This window comes from Ciceribacter ferrooxidans (assembly GCF_004137355.1).
Lineage (GTDB): Bacteria > Pseudomonadota > Alphaproteobacteria > Rhizobiales > Rhizobiaceae > Allorhizobium > Allorhizobium ferrooxidans.
In genome coordinates, this window is the sequence record NZ_SDVB01000314.1 from 1 (window position 1) to 256 (window position 256).

The 256-nt window shown below is 41.4% G+C and carries 1 protein-coding gene; it reads right to left on the reverse strand.

The window, feature by feature from the left end; translation table 11 throughout:
- Positions 1 to 219, reverse strand: a 219-nt coding sequence (locus EUU22_RS26180) for a hypothetical protein (RefSeq protein ID WP_439329182.1), incomplete at its 3' end; no start/stop codon positions are given.
- Positions 220 to 256: the final 37 nt, after the last annotated feature.

The window sequence follows — 256 nt, forward strand, 5'->3', positions numbered from 1 at the left end:
CATCTTGGAAATGTTGCCAATAGAAGCTGGAATGTTCCCAGTGAAGTTGTTGCTATCTAGATATAAAGCCTGTAAATTTACCATGCTTCCAATCCACCCATCAATCGAACCAGTAAAACTGTTGAAATCCAATCCAAGCTTAGTTAACCTATGAAGATTTCCTATGCTCGAGGGTACCAACCCTGAAAGCATGTTGTTACTCAACACAAGGTTGTCCATGCTAGAGGAGAGGTTGCCAATAGAATCAGGTAGGACA